Origin of the sequence: Algibacter miyuki (assembly GCF_030409805.1) — a bacterium.
GTDB classification, from domain to species: domain Bacteria; phylum Bacteroidota; class Bacteroidia; order Flavobacteriales; family Flavobacteriaceae; genus Algibacter; species Algibacter miyuki.
The window spans coordinates 50,940-70,458 of the sequence record NZ_JAUFQP010000013.1 but is presented as its reverse complement, the minus strand read 5'-3'; the positions used below and the strand labels follow the sequence as shown (position 1 = coordinate 70,458).

The 19,519-nt window shown below is 33.9% G+C and carries 13 protein-coding genes; 11 read left to right on the top strand and 2 right to left on the bottom strand.

The genetic code is table 11. The features are described 5' to 3' along the window. Window positions 1-5: 5 nt before the first annotated feature. The 10 genes from QWY92_RS12480 to rpsU all read left to right on the top strand — a co-directional run bounded on the left by QWY92_RS12480 (window position 6) and on the right by rpsU (window position 15,653). Window positions 6-1,433 carry a SusD/RagB family nutrient-binding outer membrane lipoprotein gene (locus tag QWY92_RS12480; protein WP_290271765.1) on the top strand — a complete coding sequence of 476 codons (1,428 nt, stop codon included), beginning with the start codon at window positions 6-8 and terminating at the stop codon, window positions 1,431-1,433. A gap of 26 nt (window positions 1,434-1,459) precedes the next feature. Further along, window positions 1,460-2,629 carry a hypothetical protein gene (locus tag QWY92_RS12475; protein WP_290271763.1) on the top strand — a complete coding sequence of 390 codons (1,170 nt, stop codon included), beginning with the start codon at window positions 1,460-1,462 and terminating at the stop codon, window positions 2,627-2,629. Between the two features lie 512 nt (window positions 2,630-3,141). Further along, window positions 3,142-6,246, top strand: a complete 3,105-nt coding sequence (locus tag QWY92_RS12470; protein ID WP_290271761.1) for a SusC/RagA family TonB-linked outer membrane protein — start codon at window positions 3,142-3,144, stop codon at window positions 6,244-6,246. 11 nt (window positions 6,247-6,257) lie between these two features. Next, complete coding sequence (locus QWY92_RS12465) at window positions 6,258-7,730, top strand: RagB/SusD family nutrient uptake outer membrane protein (protein ID WP_290271759.1); 1,473 nt, start codon at window positions 6,258-6,260, stop codon at window positions 7,728-7,730. A gap of 132 nt (window positions 7,731-7,862) precedes the next feature. Further along, entirely contained in the window at window positions 7,863-9,800 is a 1,938-nt protein-coding gene (locus tag QWY92_RS12460) for a S8 family serine peptidase (RefSeq protein WP_290271757.1), read from the top strand. 37 nt (window positions 9,801-9,837) lie between these two features. Next, window positions 9,838-10,563: a hypothetical protein gene (locus QWY92_RS12455; protein ID WP_290271754.1), complete on the top strand. Its 726-nt coding sequence runs from the start codon at window positions 9,838-9,840 to the stop codon at window positions 10,561-10,563. Window positions 10,564-10,927: 364 nt separating this feature from the next. Then, on the top strand, window positions 10,928-12,247 hold the full coding sequence (locus tag QWY92_RS12450) for a M16 family metallopeptidase (protein ID WP_290271752.1): 1,320 nt from the start codon (window positions 10,928-10,930) through the stop codon (window positions 12,245-12,247). A gap of 20 nt (window positions 12,248-12,267) precedes the next feature. After that, entirely contained in the window at window positions 12,268-14,358 is a 2,091-nt protein-coding gene (locus QWY92_RS12445; RefSeq protein WP_290271750.1) for a M16 family metallopeptidase, read from the top strand. A 198-nt stretch (window positions 14,359-14,556) separates the two neighbouring features. Continuing rightward, window positions 14,557-15,420, top strand: a complete 864-nt coding sequence (locus QWY92_RS12440) for a sigma-70 family RNA polymerase sigma factor (RefSeq protein ID WP_290271747.1) — start codon at window positions 14,557-14,559, stop codon at window positions 15,418-15,420. A gap of 38 nt (window positions 15,421-15,458) precedes the next feature. After that, on the top strand, window positions 15,459-15,653 hold the full coding sequence (rpsU, locus tag QWY92_RS12435) for a 30S ribosomal protein S21 (RefSeq protein WP_290271745.1): 195 nt from the start codon (window positions 15,459-15,461) through the stop codon (window positions 15,651-15,653). Between the two features lie 135 nt (window positions 15,654-15,788). Here the strand turns inward: rpsU and QWY92_RS12430 are convergent, their stop codons facing one another. Further along, on the bottom strand, window positions 15,789-16,583 hold the full coding sequence (locus QWY92_RS12430; RefSeq protein ID WP_290271743.1) for a DUF2797 domain-containing protein: 795 nt from the start codon (window positions 16,581-16,583) through the stop codon (window positions 15,789-15,791). Window positions 16,584-16,626: 43 nt separating this feature from the next. Here QWY92_RS12430 and QWY92_RS12425 point away from each other — a divergent pair, with 43 nt between their 5' ends. Continuing rightward, window positions 16,627-18,141 (top strand): GH3 auxin-responsive promoter family protein, encoded by a 1,515-nt coding sequence (locus QWY92_RS12425; RefSeq protein WP_290271741.1) that lies wholly within the window; start codon window positions 16,627-16,629, stop codon window positions 18,139-18,141. 104 nt (window positions 18,142-18,245) lie between these two features. On the opposite strand, the gene clpX is transcribed toward QWY92_RS12425, so the two are convergent. Then, the gene (gene clpX, locus QWY92_RS12420) at window positions 18,246-19,478 is read right to left on the bottom strand and encodes an ATP-dependent Clp protease ATP-binding subunit ClpX (RefSeq protein ID WP_290271739.1); all 1,233 of its coding nucleotides are present in this window, start codon (window positions 19,476-19,478) and stop codon (window positions 18,246-18,248) included. Window positions 19,479-19,519 lie beyond the last annotated feature (41 nt).

Here is a 19,519-nt window from a genome sequence, read left to right as displayed (position 1 = left end):
GAAAAATGAAAAAAAATATAATAATAGCACTTTTAGCTTTAGTCGCACTTTCTTGTACTAAAGATTTAGAAGAGCTTAACGTAAACAAAAAAGATTTCGCTGTAACAACCGATGCATCTCTTTTTACAAGCGCCCAGTATAAATTGTTTAATCAAATGACGGAAACGAGTGTTAATGAGAATATTTTCCGTCTTGTTGTTCAACATTGGACAGAAACCACATATACCGATGAGGCCAATTATGATTTAAAAACAAGGAATATTGATGAATTTCATTGGGAAACTTTATACCGTGATGTTCTAAAAAACTTTAAAGAATCTAAAAGCTTAGTTTCAGGTCTGCCAGATGTGCAAACAAATAAAATAGCGACTATAGAACTTTATGAGATTTACACATACTATGTTTTAGTAACAACATTTGGAGATATTCCATATACCGAAGCATTAGATATCGATATTTTAAACCCAATTTTTGATAAACAAGAAGTAGTTTACAATAATTTACTAGAACGTTTAGATGATAATGTAATCAATAAATTTATAACCGATGAAGTTGGTTTTTCAGCTTCAGAAGATATCATTTATAATGGAGATATTGAAAAATGGTTAAAATTCGCAAACTCTTTGAAACTTCAAATGGGTATGTTAATAGCCGATTCTGATCCTACCAAAGCAAAAACACTTGTTAGCGAGGCCGTAACTGCTGGCGTTTTCACTTCTGCTGATGATGATATGAAATTAGCTTTTGAATCTGCTGCCCCATACACAAACCCTGTTTATGCTGCATTAGTATTATCTGGACGTGATGATTATGTTCCTACCAACACTATTGTAGACATGATGACAGCACTAAACGATCCGCGTAGAGATGACTACTTCACGTTATACAATGGCGCTTACAAAGGTGGTATTTCTGGAGAACTAAACTCTTTTAGTCAATACTCACACGTGTCTGATAAAATTGGGAAAGACCCAACATTAGAAGCCCCATTAATGACTTACTTTGAAGTTGAATTTTTATTAGCAGAAGCTATCGAAAGAAAATTTATTACTGGAACTGCTGAAACAAATTATAATAATGCTGTTGCTGCTTCAATTAAATATTGGGGAGGAACTGATGCCGAAGCTGATACTTACTTAGGACAAGGAAGTGTAGCTTATAGTTCTGCTGCCGGTAATTACAAACAGAAAATTGGAACTCAAAAATGGTTAGCCTTATACAATAGAGGTTTTGAATCTTGGACTGAATGGAGACGTTTAGATTACCCATTATTAACGGCACCTGATGATGCTGAAACAACTAACGATCAACCGCCTTACAGATATACATATCCAACGGTTGAACTTTCTTTAAATGGAGCTAATGTAAACGCTGCTAGTACAAGTATTGGTGGAGACGAATTAGAAACGAAACTATTTTTTGATAAACTTTAATTAAAACAGTCATAAAAATACAAATTATGAAAAAACTTAAAATATTTTTTATTCTACCTATATGTGTACTTATGTCTTGCTCGGAAGACGAGGGAGAAATTAGCTACGCAGACCTAGGTGCTAATATCATATTAAACACATCTAGCCTAAGCAACCTAGATGAAAACCACACTATGGAATTTTCAATTCTAACGGCAGACAATGTTACTGTAACAGATATGCTGGTGACAAAAGGAGCAAGTATGGCTAATGCAGCTATTTCTAATGAAACAGCAACTTTCAACTCTTCTCTTTTAGGCACACTAATTGGTAATGAAAAAGACGGCATTGATATTAATGTTGTTTCTACACTTTCTAATGGAAACCCTTATTCAAAAGACTTTAATGTAAAAATCACTAAAGCACTTTCTCTTGAAAAAGGTTTAGATGCCATTATCTATAACACTGCAGTAGAGGATACTTTAATATTTGAAGCCTCTACAAAATCTGCAATAATAGATAATATATCTTTAGAATGGAAGAATGGAAAAGAAGGAACTTACGCGCCTACCACTCCACTTGGATCTGCTTTAAACGTTGATGGCGACGAAATTATTTTTACTAATTTCACAGATGCGTCTTATGGCTATAACTTAAAAGTAAAAGACACCCTGTATTACCGATTTATAGCAACAAGTGGAACTTTAACAGACTCACTTGAAACATACATACCTATAATCAGTCAAACTTTTGAAACAAGTAATAAAGTGGTATTAAGCTCAGACCTTTCTAAAAACAAACTAAGTTTAGATACTGCCACTTCTTACACAGACTCAAATACTGATTCGGCTGAAATTAAATTTAAAAGTCCTTCAGGATTTGAAAAAGAAGGTACAACTGCTATTGATTTTGTAAAAGTTGGAGATTTATCAGGAGAAAGCGACGACTATAATACTGTAGACAAACTGTATGCTGAAAAAGATTTACTTATTGCTAAAAGACTTTACGATGCTGGAACAAAAGAAACAGGATTCGACAGCACTGCAAAAGGAGATTTATACGTTTATAAAATAACCCGTCTTGTTCAAGAAGAAGGAGAACCTGATATAAACGTTACTGAATACGGCATGATTAAAATTGGAGATATCACCACTACAAATGGAGGAACCACTTTAACAGAGATTGCTATTGAATTTGGCGAAGCTCAAGTTAAATAATATCAAACACCTTAATTTCATTTTTAAAGAGGCTACCTGAAAAGGCAGCCTCTTTTTTTTTGCCCAAAACTTCCTTATTTGGCAAAAGCTTCTAATTCAACCTAAAAGTCCTGTAAAAATATAAAAAACTTTAATTTTTGAAATTCAACAAATTCCGAACGCATATTATCTATTAACATTAGAACAATATTTAAATAAATCAATTAAAAGGGTATTCAAAAAAAAATCAATAAAACCACCTTCTATCTAACAAAAACAAGTTACTACAGCGCAAACACTACATTATTAAACAAACTCTACAGCGCTACATTACGAAATACATAATTTAAAGCACGAAATTCTAAGACACCTCTAAAACAACTACAGATTTTTAGTGTTTATCCGAAATTTCGTTAAAATTCACATCTAAAAAGCGAATTTTAACCATTATTTATTGTTTTATTAACTTTTTATTGTGATTTTTGGCGTTGACTAATTCAAATAATTTTAAAATGAAAACAAAATTGAGCGGAATGCTAACGCTATTATTAGCGTTTGTTGTGCAACTTACGTTCGCACAAGAAAAGACAATTTCAGGGGTAATTTCAGACGGTTCTGGACTACCATTACCTGGAGCAACAGTCTTATTAAAAGGTACTTCTACAGGTACATCATCTGACTTCGACGGAAGATATTCATTAAAAGCCAATACAGGAGGAACTCTTGTTGTAAGTTTTGTTGGATACGCTAGTACAGAAGTTAAAGTTGGACAATCTAACACTGTTAATGTAACAATGCAAGAAGATGCAGCTGCTTTAGAAGAAGTTGTAATTGTAGCATACGGGACTCAAACAAGAGAATCAATCGTTGGAGCTGTCGGTGTTGTATCATCAGAAACTATTAGCTCGCAGCAAGCAACATCTCCATTAAGAGCTCTACAAGGTTCTGTTCCTGGTGTTAACTTACTAACAGCTGGTGGGCAACCGGGTAACAACCCTGACATCAGAATTAGAGGTTTCTCTAGTATAAACGCCGATCAAGCTCCTCTTATTATATTAGATGGGTCAGCTTTTAACGGAAATTTAAATACGATAAGTCAAGATCAGATTGAATCAATATCTGTTCTTAAAGATGCATCATCAACATCATTATACGGATCTAGAGGTGCTAACGGTGTTATTTTAATTAACACTAAAAAAGGTAAAAGAAATACAGAGCCATTAGTAAGTATTCGATCTCAATTTGGTGTTTCTAAAAACACTGAAGGAATTCATGATTTAGTAGGTAGTGAAGATTACATGAAACTAACATGGCAAGCTCTTAAGAACTCTAATCAATACATCTCAGGACAATCTTCATCTGATGCAGCAACGAATGCAACTGCAAACTTAACAGATTACTTAGGTTACAATCCATACAATGTATCTAACCCAATAGACGCTAACGGAAACTTAGTATCAGGAGCCTCATTATTATGGGATACAGATTGGGAGGAACAAGTATTTAACAATAACGTTACAAGAGTAAACCATAACCTTAACATTTCTGGTGGTGGTGACAAAACAACATATTTCTTCTCTTTAGATTATTTAAATGAAGATGGACCTGTTATAACTTCAGATTTTGAAAGAGTATCAACAAGATTGAACGTAGAATCTCAAGTAAAAGATTGGTTAAAAGTTGGTATCAATAATAGTTTTTCTAGATCTAAATCGGGAACACCAGATCAAACCTCAGGTAGTACAACCCAAGCAATAACTTGGATATATGGTATATCTAGTATTTACCCAGTATATGCTAGAGACGCAAATGGAGCATTTGTAAAAGATGTCGAAGGAGGTCTAATTTATGACACAGGTAATGGGATCGTTTCAGGACAAGTAATAAATAGTTCTAGACCTGTTTACAGTGGAGAAAGTATTCACGCTTCTTTATTATTAGGAAAAGAAGATATTGTAAGAAGTAACTATGTAGGAAATGCTTATGCCGAAATGAACATCGCTGAAGGATTAACATTCAAAACAAGTTTAAGTTATGAAAACTATTTATTCGATCAATATAGTTTTGATGATGACAAAATTGGAGCAGCTTCAAATGTAAATGGTCGTGTAACACAAAACAGAGACATTTTAACAACATTAAACGCTATTCAGAGTTTAAATTACAAAACAAGTTTTGGTAAAAACAACATATCTATAGACGCTATAACCGAAGCCTACACAAGCACTACAAGTGATTTAAGAAGTCAAGCTACAGGTTTTTTACCAGGACAAGGACAACTTGGTGATGCATCTACACCAGAAGGTGTAGGAGGATTAAAAATTACCGAAAGAATAAATAGTTATTTAGCTAGAGTAGCTTATAACTTTGACAAAACTTACTATTTAGAATTCTCTGGAAGACGAGATGGTTCAACGCGTTTTGCAACAGATACAAGATGGGGTAACTTCTTTTCTACTGGTGGTAGTTGGATAGTGTCTAACGAAGCTTTCTTAGAAGATAGTAACGTAATAACTGACTTAAAACTAAGAGCATCATATGGAGAACTAGGAAACAATAGGGGTATTGGTCTTTTCCCTTACCAATCTATTTTTCAATCAGGTTATACTAATGAAGGAAATTCAGGACTTTTATTAGAAGGTGTTGTAGATCCTTTATTGTCATGGGAAAAAACAGCTTCTACTAATTTTGGTGTAGATTTTGAATTATTCAACGGAAAGCTTTATGGTAGTGTTGATTACTACAATAAAGAGTCAAAAGCGTTAATATACGACGTTCCTCTTTCACCATCAACAGGAGTAAAACAAATTAGAACTAACAACGGTACTTTAAGAAATTATGGTTGGGAATTCTCTTTAAACTCAAATATTGTTAGCAATGATAATTTCACTTGGAATGCAGGATTAAACTTCTCATTTGACAAAAACGAGATTAAAGAACTTACACAAGACCAATTTATTAGCGGAACCAAATTATGGAAAGAAGGAAATTCTTTATTTGACTTTTACCTTAGAGACTATGCTGGAGTAGATCCTGCGGATGGTTTTGGTATGTGGTATAAAGATATTACCGACTCAGAAGGTGAAGTTACAGGAAGAGAAACTACAAAAGTTTACGCTGACGCAACAAGATATGAACAAGACAAATCGTCTTTACCTAGTGTAATTGGTGGTTTTACTAACTCAATAACATACAAACAATTTGATTTAGGTATGTTATTAAACTACAGTTTTGGCGCTTACTTATTAGACACAGATTACTCTGGTCTTATGAATGGTTTTAGTTCTCCAGGAGGCTCTGCGCACCCTGATAACTTTAAGGCATGGCAAAACCCAGGAGACATCACAGATGTTCCTCTATTATTAGCTTCTAATAACAACCACGCATCACAATCAACTCAGTACTTATTCAAAAATGATTATGTTAGATTAAAAAGTTTAACTATTGGATATAGTTTACCTCAAGCTACTTTAGCAAAAACAGGCTTAAGCAAACTTAGATTATATCTACAAGCTGATAATGTATTCACATGGCAATCACATGAAGGCATTGAACCAGAACAGGCTTTTAGCGGTGTTACTAATGCAAGATCACCATTACAGTCTACTACTGCTATAGGGGTTAATATTGAATTTTAAAAAAAGAAAAAATGAAAAAAAATAATATATTAAAAAGCGGCGTATACATGCTACTTTTAACACTAGTTTTTACTAGTTGTTCAGAAGATTTTTTAGAAGAACCAACAAATACAGCAGGAATAAACGAATCAATCGTATTCACTAGTAAAGAAATCACTCAAGCATTTATATCTGGTATTTATGCCAATTATAAAGGCCAATGGGATGACGATATCACAGATGGAGAAAATAATTCGTCTCCAGATAGTGGAGGTTTATACTCAATGTATTTTGCTAGAATGATTAAAGGAAGTGACGTTGGTTTAGGCTCAACACATTTTCGTTTTGATTATGCTCATGAAAATAGAGAACCAACGTACAGAAGAACTATATTCTCATGGTTTTTCAACTATCAATCAGTTAATTATGCTAACACTTTAATCACAGGTGTTGAAGAAAGCAATTTTGACGAAACAGTTAAAAAAGAATTTATTGCAATTGGAAAAACAATACGTGCATATCACCATTTTCAAATCGCGTTAGAGTTTGCTCCTAATTATAATAACGACAGAACTATAGAACGTTTACCTTTATATTCAAGTAAGGCTAGTGGCTCATCTGAAGGAAACGCTCCTGTTCCATTAAGTGAATTCTATGCTTCTATCTTAAAAGATTTAAAAGAAGCTATTATTGATTTACCAACCACTCGATTAGGTAAAAGTTATATTAACAAAGCTGTAGCTCAAGGGATTTTAGCACGTGTTTTATTGGTGACTCAAGATGACTGGCAAGGTGCTTCAGACGCTGCAAAAGCAGCATATGGTGGCGATCCTGCTTCTGCCGTAGTTTCTTCAAACTGGGGAGCTGGTTTTAGCGACATGCAAGATGATGAATGGCTTTGGGCATTATACCAAGATGGTGCAAATGAATCAGCATATTACTGGGTAACAACTCCAGGTGTAATCACTGACCATTTGAATTTATCATACCAAGGAGCTTATGGAAACCGTTTGTTTGCTGAAAAATTTACTGCTTCAGACATTAGAAACACATTTGTTAAAGATTATTATGGTCCTACAGCAATACCTTACAGACAATACATATTTACCAAATTCGCTTTCGCTTTTGATTCGGACGCACCACTTATGAGAAAATCTGAAATGGTATTAATTGATGCTGAGGCTCAATACCATATGGGAAATGAAGATGTAGCTAGAAATACATTGTTCGCTCTACAATCAGACAGAGATCCTAATGCCGTTATATCGAGCAATACAGGTCAAGATTTATTAGATGAAATTTTATTCGAAAGACGTAAAGAGTTATACGGAGAAATAGGTGTTGAATGGTTCGATGCAAAAAGATATAGTTTACCTATCAATAGAACTTCACCAGAACACAGAGTACCAATCAGTGTTCCTGCTGATAGTGAACTGTTTTTCTTAAAAATACCTCAAACAGAAATTGATGCCAACCCGAACATTGATGAAAGCATTAACAACTAAAATACTTTTATTTAATAAATTATTGAAGTTGTAATTAAAGCATAGGGTAGTTTATAAAGCAACTACCCTATTTTTTTCATAAATGCATATTGGATTAAGCGCTTATTAATATAGTACATAAACCTATAAAACATGAAAAAAAATATACTCCTTTTTTTCTCACTAAGCTTAATTAGTCTATCATCTATTGGACAATCAGATTCGGAAAGAAAAAATATCATTAAAAATTATGATACAGATGCTATAAGTCAACTAAAAGAAAAGTTAAAAATCAACTTTCTGATAAGAGATAAAAAAATATCTGAATACTTAAAGAATAACAACACCTCTAATAGAAGTATTAAAGAAAAAGGTAAAACATATAACATTTACGATATTGTAAATGGTAATCCTGTTTATAGAACTACGCATAATTTAAATAGTGCTAAATCTACCAAAACAGCCAGATTACAAACGAATGGAAGTCTAAGTTTAAATTTAGACGGAACTAACATGAATATCGGAGTTTGGGACGAAGAAAGCGTCCTAGGAACACATGATGAATTTGGAGACAGTCAAAAAAATCCAGAATCTCGTGTTGTTTTCCCGGAGTTTATAAACACTCCCGTTTTTGGACCAATCAGTGACCATGCCACACACGTTGCAGGTACGCTTATAGGCAAAGGTGCTGACGCAAACGCCAAAGGAATGGCTCCTAAAGCCATGTTAAGATCTTTTGATTGGAACAACGATGAGAATGAAGCTCTTAATGAGGCTGCAAATGGTTTATTAATTTCAAATCACTCGTATGGTGTTCCCATATTTAATGGTTCAGGAGGACAACAAGTATCCAGTGCTGATATTGGATCGTACAATTCTGACGCTAGAAATTGGGATGAAATTGCCTATACATCACCATATTATTTAGCCGTAAATTCAGCTGGTAATGAGGGTAGCCAAACATATGACGGAGGTTTAGCTGATGGGTATGACAAATTAACAGGTAATAAAACTGCTAAGAATAATTTGGTAGTAGCCAATGCAAATCCGAATGTAATTCCTAGTACAGGAAACTTAATTAATTTTCCGATTAACAGTAGCAGTAGCCAAGGTCCAACAAATGACTTCAGAGTTAAACCAGATATTACTGGAGACGGTACAAATGTATACTCGTCAACATCAGGATCTGACAGTGAATACTCTACATTTTCAGGTACCTCTATGGCTGCACCAAACGTTGCAGGTACATTAATTCTATTACAAGAATATTACAATAGATTAAATTCAAACTACATGAGAGCTTCAACATTAAAAGCTTTAGTTTGTCACACAGCTATTGATGATCCTGTAAAACAAGGTCCAGATCCTGTTTTTGGATGGGGTCTATTAGATGCAGAAGCTTCTGCTCTACTCATTCAAAATGAATCTAATGGAACATCTCTCATAAAAGAACTTACTTTAAATAATAACGCAACATATACTTATAGTTTCTCTGTAAACTCTAATACTCCTATAAAAGCCACAATTTGCTGGACAGATCCTGCTGGATCAACTCAATCGGGAGTAACTAGAAGCTTGGTAAATGATTTAAATGTAACTCTTGAAGACAGTAATAGCAATATCCATAGACCATGGATGCTTGACAAGAGTGATGTTACTAAAAAAGCAATAACCGGTATCAATGACGTCGATAATGTCGAGAGAATAGATATTTCATCAGCCACGGTTGGTAATTACACTTTAACCGTATCTCATTCCGGCTCATTAACCAATGGTTTACAAAACTTTTCACTAATACTGACCTCTCAAGGATCTACACTAGACATTTCAAAAAATGAATTTACAAATAGTCTCGTTGTTTGGCCTAACCCAACAAAAGAAAAATTAAATATCAAGTTTAATTCTTCATCAGAAAAAAACATAATAAAGTTATACAACGCATTAGGCCAATCCGTTTATCAAGACATGATAGTATCTTCTTTATCTGTAATAGAGCAATCTATAAATGTTCAGAACATACCAAAAGGAATATACTTTTTAAACATCACTAGTGGTAATGTGACTTCTAATAAAAAAATAATAATTGAATAACGACAAAGTACGTTAAAACTTATAAACACCTAAAATTATGAAAAATTTCAAATTATTGACCATACTTGCACTTAGCATTATATTATTTAACAGTTGTGATTACGACGACCAAGACTCTATAGATATAGACTATGTAGGTTTTGTATCTGATTTTACCATTGGAGTTGCTCCAACAGGTACTATTGACGAAGAAATCTCTATTTATGCAACAAAAACAACAAGCTCGGAACGCACATTAACTTTAAGCATTGATTCTGATCTAACAACAGCAGATGCAACAGCCTACACTGTTCCTAATTCAATAACAATACCAGCTGGCAGCACTAAAGGTACGTTCACCCTTAATGCTATTGGAGAGAATATTAGCACTTCAGGATTAGATCTTCTTGTTCTTTCAATCACGTCTAATGACGGTACATTAGTTGGTGAACCATTGTCGATAAACTTACAACAAGTTTGTCCTTATCCAGAAACTGAACTTTCTTTAACGTTTGACGATTATGCGAGCGAAATTAGTTGGGAACTTACAGATAGTGATGATAACATTCTATTTTCTGGTGGACCATACACAGATGGAGATACAGATATTTCATCAACGTTTTGTTTAGGAAATGGAGATTATACCTTTATTTTAAAAGATAGCTATGGTGATGGTTTTGCAGCACCTGGAGCAGCTATTATATATAATAATGGCGTTGAACTAGTTAATATATCTGGTGATTTTGGAAACTTAATTTCTCAAGCATTTACAATTTCAAACTAAAAAATATTTTTTTTTAAAAGCGGTTAAATAATTTTATTTAACCGCTTTTTTTTTGCGCTATAATATAATAATTACCTCCAATAATTAATACTTCAAGAGAATCACATACTTTTAGAAGATTCCTGCTTACAGAAACATACTACATCCGTTAAGCCTTAAATATCATACTTCATCAAAAAACCACAGGTCCTCGTTTTTATAAAAACCTAAGGCATTGTTTTTTAATTACTTTCCCAGTATTTTTAATATTTACAACAAATCCAATTTATTTAAAAATTTAGAATAAATTAAATTTAAAAATTCATATATTTTGTAACATTTACGAAAACCGTTAGACAAACATTAAAACCTAAATAAATTATCCATGAAAAAACGCATTTTAGCTTTAGCGTCCTTTTGCTTCGTTGGTTTCTCAGCCACTGCCCAAGAAGTTAAGTACGAAGAGTACGATTTAGACAACGGCATGCACGTTATTTTACATCAGGACAACTCGGCACCCGTAGTAACAACCTCTGTAATGTATCACGTAGGTGCCAAAGACGAAAACCCAGAACGTACGGGTTTTGCTCACTTTTTTGAACACCTTTTATTCGAAGGTACTGAAAACATCGAACGAGGTGAATGGTTTACCATTGTAAGCTCCAACGGAGGAAGCAATAACGCTAACACAACCGATGATAGAACTTATTATTACGAAGTTTTCCCTTCTAACAACGTAGAACTTGGCTTATGGATGGAATCTGAGCGCTTATTACATCCCATTATCAACCAAATTGGAGTGGATACACAAAACGAAGTGGTTAAAGAAGAAAAGCGTTTACGTGTAGACAATGCACCTTACGGAAAGTTTATTGAAAATGTAAAAAAGAACATCTTTAAAAAGCATCCATACCGCTGGACAACCATTGGAACTATGGCGCACTTAGATGCAGCAACTCTTGAAGAATTCCAAGCTTTCAATAAAAAATTCTATATTCCCAACAATGCGGTTTTAGTTGTTGCTGGAGATATTGACGTTCCTGCCGTAAAAAAAATGATACAAGATTATTTCGGACCAATTCCTAGAGGTGAAGAAATTACCCGAACCATTATAAAGGAAGATCCTATTACCACACCAATTAAAGCCACCGCTTACGATTCTAACATCCAAATACCTGCTATTGTCGCAGCGTACAGAACGCCGTCGATGAAGGAAAAGGAGGCTTATGTTTTAGATATGCTTTCAAGTTATTTAAGCGATGGCAAAACCTCAAAACTATACAAAAAGCTTGTAGACGAAAAGAAAATGGCTTTGCAAGTTGGCGCCTTTAATAATAGTCAAGAAGATTATGGTACATACATCGTATATGGCTTACCTCTTGGTGATGTTAAACTTGAAGATATTACAACAGAAATAGATGAAGAAATACTGAAAGTTCAAAACGAATTAATTTCGGAACGAGATTTCCAAAAACTTCAAAACAAATTTGAAAACCAATTTGTTAACTCTAATTCAGGTGTAGAAGGCATTGCAAGCTCATTATCTACATATTATATGCTTTACGGAAACACCAGCCTGATCAATAAAGAAATAGACATTTACAGATCTATAACGCGACAAGATATTCAGAATGTAGCTAAAAAATATTTAAACGCAAACCAACGCTTGCTATTAGAGTATTTACCAAAAGAAAAAGATCAATAATATTTAAGACATAAAACAAAATGAAAACTAAAATATTTACAGTATTAACCATGTTTCTAATGGTTCTTGCTCTACAAGCGCAAGTCGATAGATCTAAACAACCAACACCAGGACCTGCACCAAAAATAGCATTAGAAGTGCCTGGATATTTCGAACTACCAAACGGTTTAAAAGTTTTAGTAGTAGAAAACCACAAATTACCTCGAGTTTCTTACAGCTTAACTATAGATAACAAACCTATTGCTGAGGGTGACATTGCAGGCGTATCTTCCCTATTAGGAAGTATGCTAGGAAATGGAACAACTAGTATTTCTAAAGATGATTTTAATGAAGAAATAGACTTTCTTGGTGCAAGAATAAGTTTTAGCTCTAATGGTGGATATGCAAGCGCCTTATCTAAATATTCTGAAAAGATATTAGAGTTAATGGCTGATGCCGTTAAAAACCCATTACTCTCCGAAGAAGAGTTTCAAAAGGAAAAATCTAAAGCTATTGAAGGTTTAAAATCTAGCGAAAAAAGTGTAGATGCCGTTGCCGAGAGAATTGGAAATGCTTTAGCTTATGGAAAACATCATCCTTATGGCGAATTTGCAACTGAAGAAACCGTTCAAAAAGTAACATTAAAAGATGTTGAAACTTTTTACCGAAGATATTTCACTCCAAAAAACGCGTACTTAGTTGTTGTTGGAGATGTTAAATTTCAAACCATTCAAAATCAAATAAAGCAATATTTTTCGACTTGGGAAACTATGCTAGACATGAGTTACAAAGTACAAGAAGCCATGCCTAATGCGCAATACACACAAATTAATTTTGTAGACATGCCTAACGCCGTGCAGTCTAACATCTCATTAACAAGCAATGTGGATTTAAAAATGAGCGATCCAGATTACCACGCCGTATTAATTGCAAACAAAATACTTGGTGGTGGTTTTAATAGTTACTTAAACATGAATCTCCGAGAAGCGCATGCTTATACATATGGCGCTAGATCTTCGGTTGGTTCAGATAAATATGTTTCTCGCTTTAAAGCCGGCGCATCTGTACGTAACGCCGTTACAGATAGTGCTGTTGTAGAAACATTAAAAGAAATAAAACGCATTAAAGAAACACCTGTTACTGCAGAAGCCTTAGCTAATGCAAAAGCTAAATATGTAGGTGATTTTGTATTAGCATTAGAAAACCCGCAAACTATTGCGCGCTATGCTTTAAATATTAAAGTAAACGACTTACCGAAAGATTTTTACCTCACTTATTTAGAAAAAATTAATGCCGTTACTATTGCTGATGTAAAAAGAGTTGCTAATAAATACTTCGGAACAGATAACGCAAGAATTGTAATTATTGGCAAAGGCAGCGAGGTGTTAGAAAATTTAGAAAAAGTAACCTATAATGAAAAAACGGTACCTATTAAATATTACGATAGCAAAGCTAATTTAATAGAAAAACCAATATTCTCTAAAGAAATTCCAGCTAACATCACAGTACAAAGCGTTTTAAACAATTACATAAATGCTGTTGGAGGACAAGACAAAATAAAATCTATAAACACCATTCTAACCTTAGCGAACGTTACTATAACTGGAGCTCCATTTAAACCAACAGCTGTAATAAAAACAATGCGTCCTAATAAAGCTTCAATGGAAATGAATATTGAAGGTATGGGAACCATAATGAAAAGGAAATTTAACGGTAACACAGGATACACCGAACAGCAAGGACAACAAATCCCTATGACTGAAAAAGAAATTACGTCACAACAAGCTGAAAAAGGATTGTTTCCTGAGTTATTTATCGATGCTTCAACAGCCACATTAGAATCTATTGTAGCCATTGAAGGTAATGATGCCTATAAACTTAAAGTAACACAAAACAATGATGAATCATTTAGGTATTATGATACCACGTCTGGTTTACTTATCAGGGTTGAAAAAATCATTGAAGTTCAAGGCCAATCTATAACCTCTATTCAAGATTTATCAAATTATAAAACAGTTTCTGGGGTAAAGATTCCTTTTGACCAAAAATTAACTTCAGGTCCACAAATAATTATTTTGAACAGTACCGAAGTTAAAATAAATGAAGACGTTACAGATTTAGATTTCAATTAAATAGACTTACTGTATTCGTTAATATTATTTAAAGAGGGATTTCCTATTCGGATGTCCCTCTTTCTATTTATAAACACCTCGTTCCACGAATAAGAATTCCTCTACATTTTTCATCGTAATTAAAAATAAGTCAAACATAATTAGGTTATTACGAATATTTCGTTATATTACCCACTAGGATAATTTTAAAACATATACATGAGGCAATTAAAGATTACGAAGCAAGTTACCAACCGCGAGTCGAAATCACTAGACAAATACTTACAGGACATTAGTAAAATTCCTTTAATCACGGCCGAAGAAGAGGTCGAACTAGCCCAACTTATCAAAAAAGGGGACCAAAAAGCTCTAGACACGCTCACAACCGCTAACTTAAGGTTTGTAGTTTCAGTCTCAAAACAATATCAAAATCAAGGACTAACTCTGCCCGATTTAATCAACGAAGGCAATGCTGGCCTGGTGAAAGCGGCGAAACGCTTCGACGAAACTAGAGGTTTTAAATTCATCTCTTATGCTGTTTGGTGGATTCGTCAAGCAATTCTTCAAGCTTTAGCTGAACAATCTCGAATAGTTAGATTACCTTTGAACAAAATTGGCTCGATTAATAAAATTAATAAAGCCTATTCATTTTTAGAACAAGAGAACGAAAGACCGCCGAGTGCGCAAGAAATTGCAAGCAAATTAGATCTTTCGATTTCGGATGTAAAACAGTCAATGAAAATATCGGGACGCCATGTTTCTATGGATGCTCCGTTTAAAGAAGGTGAAACTTCTAATTTATATGACGTAATTAATGCTAGCGAATCGCCACGGCCAGATTCAGGTTTAATGCAAGATGCTTTAAACATAGAAGTAAACCGTGCTTTAGATTCCCTTTCGGAAAAAGAAGCAGAAGTTATTCGTCATTATTATGGTATCAGTAAAAAACAACCGATGAGCCTTCAAGAAATTGGTGACTCTTTTGGTTTAACGCGAGAACGCGTAAGACAAATAAAAGAAAAAGGGATTCGTAGATTACGACAAACCTCAAAAAGTAAAGTACTAAGAACGTATTTAGGATAAGCCTAAAACTAAAATCAATTATTAAATAAAGAGTATCTATGTTAAAGATTATTGTAAAAGATGGTGAAAATATAGAGCGTGCCTTAAAACGCTACAAGAGAAAACACCGTAACATCAAAGTAATGCAAAACTTAAGAGAAGGTCAGTTTTTCACTAAACCATCTATTAAAAAACGCAGACAAGTTCAAAAAGCAGCTTACATTCAAAATTTAAGAGACCAAGAAGAAGTTTAGGTCTTAAACCTTTTTGAAACTTATAAAAATCCCATTTGCAGTTTTGCTAATGGGATTTTTAATTTAAAATTATTTAAATAGGACAATCAAATTCTTAAACCCAAATAGAAATAATTATCTATCGCGTTATTTTATTTAATTCACATTAATGCGTACCACTAACCCTTCATTAGATCGCACATTAAAAACCGTTTGATCTTCAAAAATTAAATATTGCCCTTTTATACCCACTAATTTCCCAGTATAATTAAGTTCTTTTTTAATATTTAAACTTTTCGGTTTTTCAGGATATTGCATCACCGGAAAATCTATATGTGTTTCTGAATTACTTTCAATAATATACGCTTTAGCTTCATCGGGAACGTAATCGATCAATTTATCACGCCACTCTACTAAATTTTCGTCTTCAATATCATTTTTAAGCATTTTACGCCAGTTTGTTTTATCAGCCACAAAAGACTTTAAAGCAACCTCTGTAACGCCCGCTAAATACCGGTTAGGCACTTCTACAATTTCCAACGCTTCATGAGCACCTTGATCAATCCAACGTGTTGGTACTTGCGTTTTTCTGGTAACACCTACTTTTACGTTACTCGAATTTGCTAAATAAACAATATGAGGCTGTAATTGCACGCGTTTTTCGTATTCTAAATCGCGATCTTCCTGGCCCAAATGCGCTGTGCTCAACTCTGGACGCATAATCCAATCGCCAGCCTGAGCTACATCATAAAAACACTGTTTATCATAACCTTGACGGAAAATAGGTTTATCTAATCCACAATTTAAACATTGGTATTTTACAAACTCCATAGAAATGGTTTTTCCTAACAATTGATTCATGTTTATAAAATCTGATTCAAAAACCAAATAATATTGAATAGGGCTAGAAAATTCAGTTTCCATTTTTGTTAAAACACCTTGGTAAGTCATAAAAAAAAGTCTTATTTTTAAAAAATTAAAGATATAAATAATTATGCCAATCCCTATAGTAAATTCGATTGCTTCTTGGTTTTTAAAAAAACGATTTCATCAAATTGAATTGTTTTTAAAATACCCAAACGAAGTCCAAAACGAATTGCTGCAAAGCCTAATTTACATGGCTAAAGACACTGAAATTGGAAAACAATACGATTTTAAGTCTATAAAAAACTACCGCACTTTTGCCGAACGCATTCCTATTAAAAATTATGATGGTTGGCAAGATGTGATTGATAGATCGCGACGTGGGGAAAACAATTTATTCTGGCCAACCCCTATAAAATGGTTTGCAAAATCGAGCGGCACCACACGCGCAAAAAGTAAATTTATACCTGTAAGCCAAGAATCTTTAGAAGATTGCCATTACGCAGCTAGCAAAGATTTGTTGTGCATGTATTTAAACAATAATGAGGATTCGCAATTATTTACAGGAAAGAGTTTACGTTTAGGCGGAAGCAAGGAGCTCTACAAACAAAACGGTACTGTTTTTGGAGACTTATCGGCTATTTTAATAGACAATATGCCTTTTTGGGCCGAATACAGTAGTACACCAAGCAATAAAGTCTCGTTAATGAGCGATTGGGAGCATAAAATGCAAGCCATTGTAAACGAAACTATAAATGAGAAAGTAACGAGCTTAGCCGGTGTTCCATCGTGGATGCTCGTGCTTTTAAATCAAGTTTTAGAGACTACCGGAAAACACAGTTTGCACGAAGTTTGGCCGCATTTGGAAGTTTATTTCCATGGCGGCGTAAGTTTTTCACCTTATAAAGAGCAATACCAAAAGCTCCTTCCCAAAAAGGATTTTAAGTATTATGAAATTTATAATGCTTCGGAAGGGTTTTTCGCTATTCAAGATAGAAACAATTCGGATGAATTACTATTGATGCTAGATTATGGTATTTTTTATGAATTCATCCCAATGACTATTTATGCTACTTCGGAAGAAAAAGCAATTCCGTTAAGCGAAGTTAAATTACATGTAAATTACGCCGTTATCATCACCACAAACGCAGGTTTATGGCGTTATAAAATTGGAGACACTATTCGGTTCACCTCTTTAAGTCCATATAGAATAAAAGTTTCCGGTCGTACAAAACATCATATTAATGTTTTTGGTGAAGAACTTATTATTGAAAACGCAGAAGATGCTTTAAAAAAAGTATGCCATCGTACCAAGGCCGAAATTGTAGATTATACTGCAGCACCAATTTTTATGGAAGGCAAAGAAAAAGGAGCTCACGAATGGCTAATCGAGTTTAAAACACCGCCAAAGGATATTAATTATTTTAATGAATTGTTTGATAATGCGCTCAAATCTTTAAATTCAGATTATGAAGCTAAACGCTATAACAACATCACATTAAACAAGCCAAAAATTAATATTGCACGTAAAAATTTATTTCACGATTGGTTAAAGCAGAATAATAAGTTAGGAGGTCAACATAAAGTACCACGACTTTCGAACACTCGCGATTATATCACGGAGCTATTAGCGCTAAATGTGTAACCACATCAACTCTGATTTAAAACCAGTAAAAAACTTATTCAAAAACAAAAAACCACGCTTAGAACGTGGTTTTTTTTAATTCTATATAAGTAACTAAAACTTGATTACGACACCGCTTTCAATTTCTTTATCGTTGTTTTAGTTAATTTTTCTTCGGCGTAAGCCTTAGTCACATTTAATTTTTTATCGTTGCTACTTGGTAATTCAAACATAGCATCGGTTAAAATTTCCTCACAAAGAGAACGTAACCCCCTAGCTCCTAATTTATACTCAATCGCTTTACCAACAATAAAATCTAAAGCTCCATCTGTAATAGCAAAATCTACGTCATCCATAGTAAACAATTTTTTATACTGTTTAATAATGGCATTTTTAGGTTGTGTTAAAATAGCTCTTAATGTTTTAGCATCTAAAGGATCCATGTATGTTAATACTGGTAAACGACCAATAATTTCAGGAATTAATCCAAAATCTTTTAGATCTTTAGGAATAATATATTGCAGCAAATTATCTTTATCTACAACATCATCAGAAATAGATGCGCTATACCCTACAGCTTGCATGTTTAATCGTTTAGAAATTACACGATCGATACCATCGAAAGCACCACCTGCAATAAATAAAATATTCTCGGTGTTTACTTCAATAAATTTCTGATCTGGATGCTTACGCCCTCCTTTTGGTGGTACATTAACTACTGTACCTTCTAACAACTTCAGTAAAGCTTGTTGTACACCTTCACCAGAGACATCTCTAGTAATTGAAGGGTTGTCACTTTTACGTGCTATTTTATCAATTTCATCAATAAAAACAATCCCTTTTTCAGCTTTTTCTAAATTATAATCGGCTGCTTGTAATAAACGTGTTAAAATACTTTCTACATCTTCACCTACATAACCAGCTTCTGTTAATACAGTTGCATCTACAATAGCTAAAGGTACGTTAAGCATTTTCGCAATGGTTTTCGCCATTAAGGTTTTACCTGTACCGGTTTGCCCGACCATAATGATATTACTCTTTTGAATTTCAATATCATCGTTTGTTGGTGGCTGTAATAAACGTTTATAGTGATTATATACGGCTACAGACATTACTTTTTTAGTCATGCCTTGACCGATGATGTATTCATCTAAAAACTCTTTAATTTGCAAAGGTTTACGCAACTTTAGCTCAGCCGATAAATCGCCGCTATCGGTTTGCTTAGATTCCTCTATAACAATACCATGTGCTTGCTCGATACACCTATCACAGATGTGAGCATCTAATCCTGCTATCAACAAGTTAGTTTCTGGTTTTTTACGACCACAAAACGAACATTCTAATTCTTCTTTTGCCATTAATCTTCCTTGTTTCGAGGCTTAAAGTACTCAAACCCCCT

Coding starts and splice junctions, on each gene's coding strand:
- QWY92_RS12480 (WP_290271765.1), top strand. CDS start 6: ATGAAAAAAAATATAATAATAGCACTTTTAGCTTTAGTCGCACTTTCT.
- QWY92_RS12475 (WP_290271763.1), top strand. CDS start 1,460: ATGAAAAAACTTAAAATATTTTTTATTCTACCTATATGTGTACTTATG.
- QWY92_RS12470 (WP_290271761.1), top strand. CDS start 3,142: ATGCTAACGCTATTATTAGCGTTTGTTGTGCAACTTACGTTCGCACAA.
- QWY92_RS12465 (WP_290271759.1), top strand. CDS start 6,258: ATGAAAAAAAATAATATATTAAAAAGCGGCGTATACATGCTACTTTTA.
- QWY92_RS12460 (WP_290271757.1), top strand. CDS start 7,863: ATGAAAAAAAATATACTCCTTTTTTTCTCACTAAGCTTAATTAGTCTA.
- QWY92_RS12455 (WP_290271754.1), top strand. CDS start 9,838: ATGAAAAATTTCAAATTATTGACCATACTTGCACTTAGCATTATATTA.
- QWY92_RS12450 (WP_290271752.1), top strand. CDS start 10,928: ATGAAAAAACGCATTTTAGCTTTAGCGTCCTTTTGCTTCGTTGGTTTC.
- QWY92_RS12445 (WP_290271750.1), top strand. CDS start 12,268: ATGAAAACTAAAATATTTACAGTATTAACCATGTTTCTAATGGTTCTT.
- QWY92_RS12440 (WP_290271747.1), top strand. CDS start 14,557: ATGAGGCAATTAAAGATTACGAAGCAAGTTACCAACCGCGAGTCGAAA.
- rpsU (WP_290271745.1), top strand. CDS start 15,459: ATGTTAAAGATTATTGTAAAAGATGGTGAAAATATAGAGCGTGCCTTA.
- QWY92_RS12430 (WP_290271743.1), bottom strand. CDS start 16,583: ATGACTTACCAAGGTGTTTTAACAAAAATGGAAACTGAATTTTCTAGC.
- QWY92_RS12425 (WP_290271741.1), top strand. CDS start 16,627: ATGCCAATCCCTATAGTAAATTCGATTGCTTCTTGGTTTTTAAAAAAA.
- clpX (WP_290271739.1), bottom strand. CDS start 19,478: ATGGCAAAAGAAGAATTAGAATGTTCGTTTTGTGGTCGTAAAAAACCA.